This is a genomic window from Sphingomonas sp., from assembly GCF_042095875.1.
Taxonomy (GTDB): Bacteria; Pseudomonadota; Alphaproteobacteria; order Sphingomonadales; family Sphingomonadaceae; genus Sphingomonas.
This window is the reverse complement of the sequence record NZ_JBELMJ010000080.1, coordinates 1-6,173: the sequence shown is the minus strand read 5'-3', so window position 1 is coordinate 6,173 and position 6,173 is coordinate 1. Positions and strand designations below refer to the sequence as shown.

At 68.2% G+C, this 6,173-nt stretch carries 8 protein-coding genes and 1 tRNA gene; 1 reads left to right on the top strand and 8 read right to left on the bottom strand.

Annotated features, from left to right (window positions below; all coding sequences use genetic code 11):
* Nucleotides 1-38: 38 nt before the first annotated feature.
* The 8 genes from ACFDS6_RS16320 to hspQ all read right to left on the bottom strand — a co-directional run bounded on the left by ACFDS6_RS16320 (nt 39) and on the right by hspQ (nt 5,682).
* Nucleotides 39-932, bottom strand: a complete 894-nt coding sequence (locus ACFDS6_RS16320; RefSeq protein ID WP_375273152.1) for an SDR family oxidoreductase — start codon at nt 930-932, stop codon at nt 39-41.
* Entirely contained in the window at nt 929-2,059 is a 1,131-nt protein-coding gene (proB, locus tag ACFDS6_RS16315) for a glutamate 5-kinase (protein ID WP_375273151.1), read from the bottom strand. The genes ACFDS6_RS16320 and proB overlap by 4 nt, the downstream gene beginning before the upstream one ends.
* 77 nt (nt 2,060-2,136) lie before the next feature.
* Nucleotides 2,137-3,183: a GTPase ObgE gene (obgE, locus tag ACFDS6_RS16310; protein WP_375273150.1), complete on the bottom strand. Its 1,047-nt coding sequence runs from the start codon at nt 3,181-3,183 to the stop codon at nt 2,137-2,139.
* Between the two features lie 55 nt (nt 3,184-3,238).
* Nucleotides 3,239-3,847 (bottom strand): TetR/AcrR family transcriptional regulator, encoded by a 609-nt coding sequence (locus ACFDS6_RS16305; RefSeq protein WP_375273149.1) that lies wholly within the window; start codon nt 3,845-3,847, stop codon nt 3,239-3,241.
* 30 nt (nt 3,848-3,877) lie between these two features.
* The gene (locus tag ACFDS6_RS16300) at nt 3,878-4,438 is read right to left on the bottom strand and encodes a GNAT family N-acetyltransferase (protein WP_375273148.1); all 561 of its coding nucleotides are present in this window, start codon (nt 4,436-4,438) and stop codon (nt 3,878-3,880) included.
* Nucleotides 4,439-4,586: 148 nt separating this feature from the next.
* Nucleotides 4,587-4,856, bottom strand: a complete 270-nt coding sequence (rpmA, locus tag ACFDS6_RS16295) for a 50S ribosomal protein L27 (RefSeq protein WP_375273147.1) — start codon at nt 4,854-4,856, stop codon at nt 4,587-4,589.
* Nucleotides 4,857-4,885: 29 nt separating this feature from the next.
* Complete coding sequence (gene rplU, locus ACFDS6_RS16290; protein ID WP_174193818.1) at nt 4,886-5,185, bottom strand: 50S ribosomal protein L21; 300 nt, start codon at nt 5,183-5,185, stop codon at nt 4,886-4,888.
* Nucleotides 5,186-5,298: 113 nt separating this feature from the next.
* Complete coding sequence (gene hspQ / locus ACFDS6_RS16285; RefSeq protein WP_375273153.1) at nt 5,299-5,682, bottom strand: heat shock protein HspQ; 384 nt, start codon at nt 5,680-5,682, stop codon at nt 5,299-5,301.
* Between the two features lie 171 nt (nt 5,683-5,853).
* Between hspQ and ACFDS6_RS16280 the strand changes: the two genes are divergently transcribed.
* Nucleotides 5,854-5,943 (top strand) — tRNA-Ser (locus ACFDS6_RS16280).
* Nucleotides 5,944-6,173: the final 230 nt, after the last annotated feature.

Sequence of the window (6,173 nt, the reverse complement as noted above, 5' to 3'; positions counted from 1 at the left end):
GTCCGATGCGTGATGATTAAGGCCGGGGTGCGGCGATGCTATAGCAACCCGTTGGCACGATACCACTCGGCGGTGGCGGCGAGCGCGTCCGCGGTGTCCGACTCGGCACGCCACAGCGCGGGCGAGGGCAGGGCGTGTGCGACCCAGTCCGGATGGCGGAAATAGCCGACCCGGTCGGGCGTCAGCTTCGCTTGCGCGCCTCGGAAGGCGCGATCGAGTCGCGCGCCCGCGGACAACAGCGCGCCAGGCATCGACAGCGGCACCGCACGCCGGCCGACCGCACGCCCGATCGCGCGCGCGAAGTCGCGGTGATCCCATCCGCCCGGCCGACCGTCATCAGGCTCCAGCACCATGTGGCGCGCACCGTCCCCTGTGGCGAGCGTCAGCAGCAGGCGCGCCAGATCCTCGACCGCGATCACCGACAGGCGATTGCCGCGCGGGGGCAGGGGAACGAACCCGCGTCGCGCGAAGCGGAACAGCTCCAGCATCTCGTGATCCCGCGGGCCGAAAACCGCGGGCGGGCGCACGATCGTCCAGTCGAGCCCGCTCAACTGCACCAGTCGGTCGGCCTGCAGCTTGGACCAGCCATAGTCGGACAGGTGCGGCTCGCGCGCGGCGAGCGAGGACACGTGGACGAAGCGGGTGACGCCGGCGTCGTTGGCGGCGGCGATCATGCTGCGCGTGCCGTCGATGTTGCCGCTGGTGAAGCCGGCCCTGTCCGCCGCGTTGACGATGCCCGCCACGTGGATCACCGCGTCGGCGCCCTCAACCAGCGTACCCGGCCCGCTCAGATTGCCCGGCACCCAGGTCAGACGGTCGCGTGGCGGTTGTTCGCGGCGGGTCAGCGCGCGCACGTCGTGGCCGGCGGCGAGTGCCTGATCGACGAGGTGGCTGCCGACGAAACCGGTCGCCCCGGTGATGGCGAGGATCATCGCACTGTTCCTTGGTTGCTGCCCGACACCAGCGCCATGTGGTCGCGGTGGACGAGTGCGGCGCGCGGCGCGTAGCCGAGCAGCGCGGCATGATCGTCGCTCCGCCGTCCCATCAACCGCGTCGCCTCGGCCGCGTCATATTCGCTCAAGCCGCGCGCGATCGTGGCGCCGTCCGCATCGATCGTCACCAGATCGCCGCGCGCGAAGCGCCCCTCGACGCGCGTCACGCCCGCCGCCAGCAGGCTCTTGCCCGATCGCAGCGCGCGAGCGGCACCGGCGTCGACGTGGAGCGTGCCCGCGGCGGTCAACCCGCCGGCCAGCCACGCCTTGCGCGCGGGGGCGCCGCGCTCGGCCGCGAACAGCGTGTAACGGCTCGGCATCGAGAGCGGGTGATCCGCGCGGCCGCTCGCGATCGCCAGATGCGCGCCCGCGGCGTTGGCGATCCGCGCCGCGGCGATCTTGCTGACCATGCCGCCCGATCCCATGCCCGAGGCCGACCCTGCGTCCGCCATCGCCTCGATCGTCGCGTCGATTCGATCGACGCGCCCGATATGGTTCGCCCCCGGCAACGACGGATTGTGATCGTAGAGCCCGTCGATGTCGGACAGCAGCACGACCGCCGACGCGCCTGCCGCCTGCGCCACGCGCGCGGCGAGACGGTCATTGTCGCCGAAGCGGATTTCCTCGGTCGCGACCGAGTCGTTCTCGTTGATGATCGGTACGACCCCGAGGCTCAGCAACCGGTCGAGCGTCGCGGCGGCGTTCAGGTAGCGACGCCGATCCTCCAGATCGCCCAATGTGACGAGCATCTGCGCCGCGGTGAGCCCCTCCGCCCCGAGCAGTTCCGCCCATGTGCCGGCGAGCGCGATCTGACCGACCGCAGCCGCGGCCTGCGCATCCTCTAAATTGGCGCGGCCTCCTTTCGCCAGCCCGAGTCGCCGGGCGCCGAGCGCGATCGCGCCGGAGGAGACGATCGCGACCTGCTGACCCGCCGCGTGCCGCGCCGCGATGTCGGCGGCGACGCTCGTCAGCCAAGCGCGCCTGACCTCACCATCGGGCGAGACGAGCAGCGCCGACCCGATCTTGACGATCAGTCGCGCGCAGGAAGAGGCCGTAAACAGCGACATCGAACGCCCGTTGTTATCGCGCGGCGTTTACGAGGCAAGCGAGCGTTCGTACCAACGGCTGCGTCCAGATGGGACGATCAGAGCGGCGACCATTCCACCGCATCCTCCTCGCCGTCGTCGTCGACCGGGCTGTCGGTCGACGGGATCGCCTCGAGCAGCTTGTCTAACGCCCAATCGACGCCGGTGCCGCTGACGCCTGAGATCGGGATCACCGCACCACCGCTCGCGTCCTCCAGCTCGGCCGACAGCGCGGCGATCAGCTCGTCGTCGAGCGTGTCGATCTTGTTGAGCGCGACCACCACCGGTTTGTCGTCCAACCCACCGCCATAGGCCGACAGCTCCTCGCGCACGATACGGTAGCTCTCGCCGACATCCTCATCGTTCGCGTCGATCAGATGGAGCAGCACGCGGCAGCGCTCGATATGACCGAGGAACCGGTCGCCGATGCCTGCACCGTCCGCCGCTCCCTCGATCAGGCCGGGTATGTCGGCGAGCACGAACTCGCGTCCCTTGTGCCGCACGACGCCCAGTTGCGGGCGCGTCGTGGTGAAGGCGTACTCGCCGACCTTTGCCTGGGCGTTGGTGACCTGGTTGATGAAGGTCGACTTGCCCGCGTTGGGCAACCCCACCAGCCCTGCGTCGGCGAGCAGCTTGAGGCGCAGCCACACCCAAGCCTCATCGCTCGGCCAACCGGTGCCGTGCTGGCGCGGCGCGCGGTTGGTCGATGTCTTGTAGCTCGCGTTGCCGCGGCCACCGTCGCCGCCGCGCAGGAAGACGATCTGCTCGCCGACTCGCGTCAGATCGGCCAGCAGGGTGCGCTCGTCGTCGTCGGCGAGCACCTGCGTGCCGACCGGCACCTTGATGACGAGGTCGTCGCCGCCGCCGCCGGTGCGGTTGCTGCCCGACCCGCCTTGCCCCCGCGGCGCGCGGAAGTGTTGCGTGTAGCGAAAGTCGATCAGCGTATTGAGCCCGGCGACCGCCTCGAACACGATGTCGCCGCCCTTGCCGCCGTTGCCCCCGTCGGGGCCGCCGTACTCGATGAACTTCTCGCGCCGGAAACTGACGGCACCGGGGCCACCCGAGCCCGAACGGACGAAAATCTTTGCCTGGTCGAGGAAATGCATGCCGCGACGCCTAGCGCGTCCGTGTCGTTAAAGCGACCCGGTGCGAGTCGCCGCGCTACGCTGCCGGCAGCTTGCCGCGATCGGCGAGCAGCATCGCGCGCGCGAGCTCGCGTGCCTTGTCGCGCGGCAGGCCGAGCGCGCGTGCCATCGGTGCGCCGAGCAGCGCGTCGCCCAGCGCCATCAGCACGAGCTGCAACGTTTCCTCGTGGATCGGCGCACCCGGGTCATTGTCCTGCGCCAGCTCCTCGACCAGGTCGTGGATCGCGGTCAGGATGGGGTCGAGCGCGTCCTCGTCGCCCGACAGGATCATCCAGCTGGCGAGCGCCCCCGCGCCGTTCTTGCCGAACGCGTCGAAGGTCAGGTCGACCACCTCGGCCGGATCCTCGCGTTCGCGCGCGCGCAGCACCGCCGATTTGATCGTCCCGACGATGCGGCTCGCCATGCTCTCGATCAGTGCCTTTTGCAGTCCGTCCGCCGAGCCGAAATGGTGGAGCAGATTGGCGTGCGTGCGCCCGATGCGCCCCGCCACGGCCTTCAGCGTCACTGCTTGCGGCCCAACCTCGACCAGCAGCGCGCGCGCCGCCTCCAGCGCTGCCTCGCGCGATTCTTCGGGGCTCAGGCGACGGCGCAGCGGCGTGACGGTCATCGTGGCATGATCCGCCATGCCGCGCGCGAAGGCAACGTCACCGTGCCGCTACGCCGCGATCGGCAAGGGTGACGAGCACGGCTCGCCTAGGGCGAGCGCGAGATCGACGCACTCGACCTCGGTACCGCGCGCGAGCGAGAACAACCGGCTGCATCCCGTCTCGACGAAGCCGAGCTTGCGTAGCACGCGACCCGACGCCGGATTGTCCTCCATGTACCGCGCGACCAGGCGTTCGCTGCCGAGCGCGTGGCGCGCCATCTCGATCACGACTCGACCCGCCTCGGACGCGTAGCCCTTGCCCCAGCAGTCGGGCGTCAGCCAGTAGCCGAGTTCGTGGACGCGCCCGCCCAGCGCAATCAACTCGACGCCGCCGATCAGGCGGTTCTCGCCGCGGGTCATGATCTGGAAGCGCGGTTGGTGCGGCGCCCGGGGCAGCGACAGGAAGGTCTCCGCGTCGCCGAGTGCGTACGGCCACGGCGCGCGCGACAGGTTGCGCACCACCGCTTCGTGCCCGATCGCCGCGGACAGGGCAGGGGCGTCCTCCGGCCAGCCGGGCCGCAGCGTCAATCTTCTCGTCAGCGCGAACACGATCTCGCTCTCCTCGCTCAACGCCCCAAGCACGTGCCGATGACGCGCCTGCGACAGGATTGGAGGGAGCACGAAAAAAGGGAGCCGGGGTGACCCGCCTCCCTTGTTGGTTCGGTGCCGTCGCGGCACTCGGGTCACCCTGGCGGGCAACCCGTCAGGTTACCCGATGTTACTCGGCCGCCATCGGCGTCATGTCCACCGAGCAGAATTTGCGACCGAGCTTGCCGTCGTGGAACACCACGCGGCCGTCGACGAGCGCGAACAGCGTGTGATCCTTGCCGATGCCGACGTTGCGGCCCGGATAGTATTTCGTCCCGCGCTGACGCACGAGGATGTTGCCCGCGATCGCTTCCTGACCGCCGAACTTCTTCACGCCCAGACGACGGCCGGCCGAGTCACGACCGTTGCGCGACGAACCGCCTGCTTTCTTATGTGCCATTTCGAATACCTCCTGCGAGCCGCTGTTCGTTACGCGCCGATCGACACGATCTTGAGGATCGTGTGCTGCTGACGGTGGCCGTTGCGGCGACGATAATTGTGACGGCGGCGCTTCTTGAACACGATGACCTTGTCGGCCTTCGCCTGCGCGATGATCTCTGCCGCGACCGACAGGCCGTCGGTCGGCTTCAGGTCCGAACCCTCGCCCGCGAGCAGCACGTCGCCGAGCGTGATCGACGCTCCGGCATCACCGTCGATCTTGTCGACGACGATCTTGTCTCCAGCGGCAACGCGGTACTGCTTGCCGCCCGTGCGCACGATAGCGAACATGGCTCTTTTCACTTCCCAAATAAACTATGTCCGCCGGGGCAGACCCCGCGGAAGAAAGCGCGCAGCTAATAAAAGGCGGCTGTGGTGTCAACCACGCAGCGGTATTTCGCTGCTCAGTGGCGGTGCTGGCGCTTCAATCCGTAGCGACCATCTGCCAACCGATCGAACAGTCCGGCGATCGCGGGGTGCTCGACGGGTTCGTCGCTGTCGTCATGCACCAGGTTCTGCTGACTGACATAGGCGACGTAGCTCGACTCCGCATTCTCCGCCAGCAGGTGGTAAAACGGCTGGTCCTTCCGCGGCCGGAAGCTTTCGGGGATCGCGTCATACCATTCGTCGGTATTGGCGAACACCGGATCGACGTCGAACACGACGCCGCGGAAATCGAGCATGCGATGCCGGACGACATCGCCAATTGAGAAGCGCGCGTGCGAAACGGGCGGTGCGACGGGCTGGGCAGGGCTGGAACCGGTAACGGCGGACACGGTGTCGTTCATCGCTACATAGATAGTGCCGACGCGCAGGCGCACAACGCTGCTCTCGCGGGCACGTCTCGCGTGAGCGCCGTTCCCGGCAGCACGAAGGGCTTGCGCGGTTCCGATCACGTCGCTAGAGGCCGCGCTCCGACCGCTTCACCGGCTGATCCAGCCGGGCTCGAAGGACCTCGCGGAGAGGTGGCAGAGTGGTCGAATGTACCGCACTCGAAATGCGGCGTGCCCTTACGGGTACCGTGGGTTCGAATCCCACCCTCTCCGCCAAGTCCTTTTCTTGTATACTCACGACGCCTGGCTGACACATCGTTGTCGCTCTTGGCATAAATGGTGTCTTAGGATTCTTGAAGGTGCGCATCGCCCGCGATGGGCGCTGCACCGTCATGGCGCACCGTCGCTGCCATCTATCATCGAGTCGCGATCTCAACCTACTGCTGGAGCCTCCTCCTGCTCAGGTCGATCAGGCGCGCTACTATGCCACAAGGCCTGAGTCTTGC

Bases quoted from the DNA above. Each gene is read 5' to 3' on its own strand.
- hspQ (WP_375273153.1), bottom strand. From the start codon at position 5,682: ATGAACGACACCGTGTCCGCCGTTACCGGTTCCAGCCCTGCCCAGCCC.
- ACFDS6_RS16305 (WP_375273149.1), bottom strand. From the start codon at position 3,847: ATGGCGGATCATGCCACGATGACCGTCACGCCGCTGCGCCGTCGCCTG.
- obgE (WP_375273150.1), bottom strand. From the start codon at position 3,183: ATGCATTTCCTCGACCAGGCAAAGATTTTCGTCCGTTCGGGCTCGGGT.
- rpmA (WP_375273147.1), bottom strand. From the start codon at position 4,856: ATGGCACATAAGAAAGCAGGCGGTTCGTCGCGCAACGGTCGTGACTCG.
- ACFDS6_RS16320 (WP_375273152.1), bottom strand. From the start codon at position 932: ATGATCCTCGCCATCACCGGGGCGACCGGTTTCGTCGGCAGCCACCTC.
- proB (WP_375273151.1), bottom strand. From the start codon at position 2,059: ATGTCGCTGTTTACGGCCTCTTCCTGCGCGCGACTGATCGTCAAGATC.
- rplU (WP_174193818.1), bottom strand. From the start codon at position 5,185: ATGTTCGCTATCGTGCGCACGGGCGGCAAGCAGTACCGCGTTGCCGCT.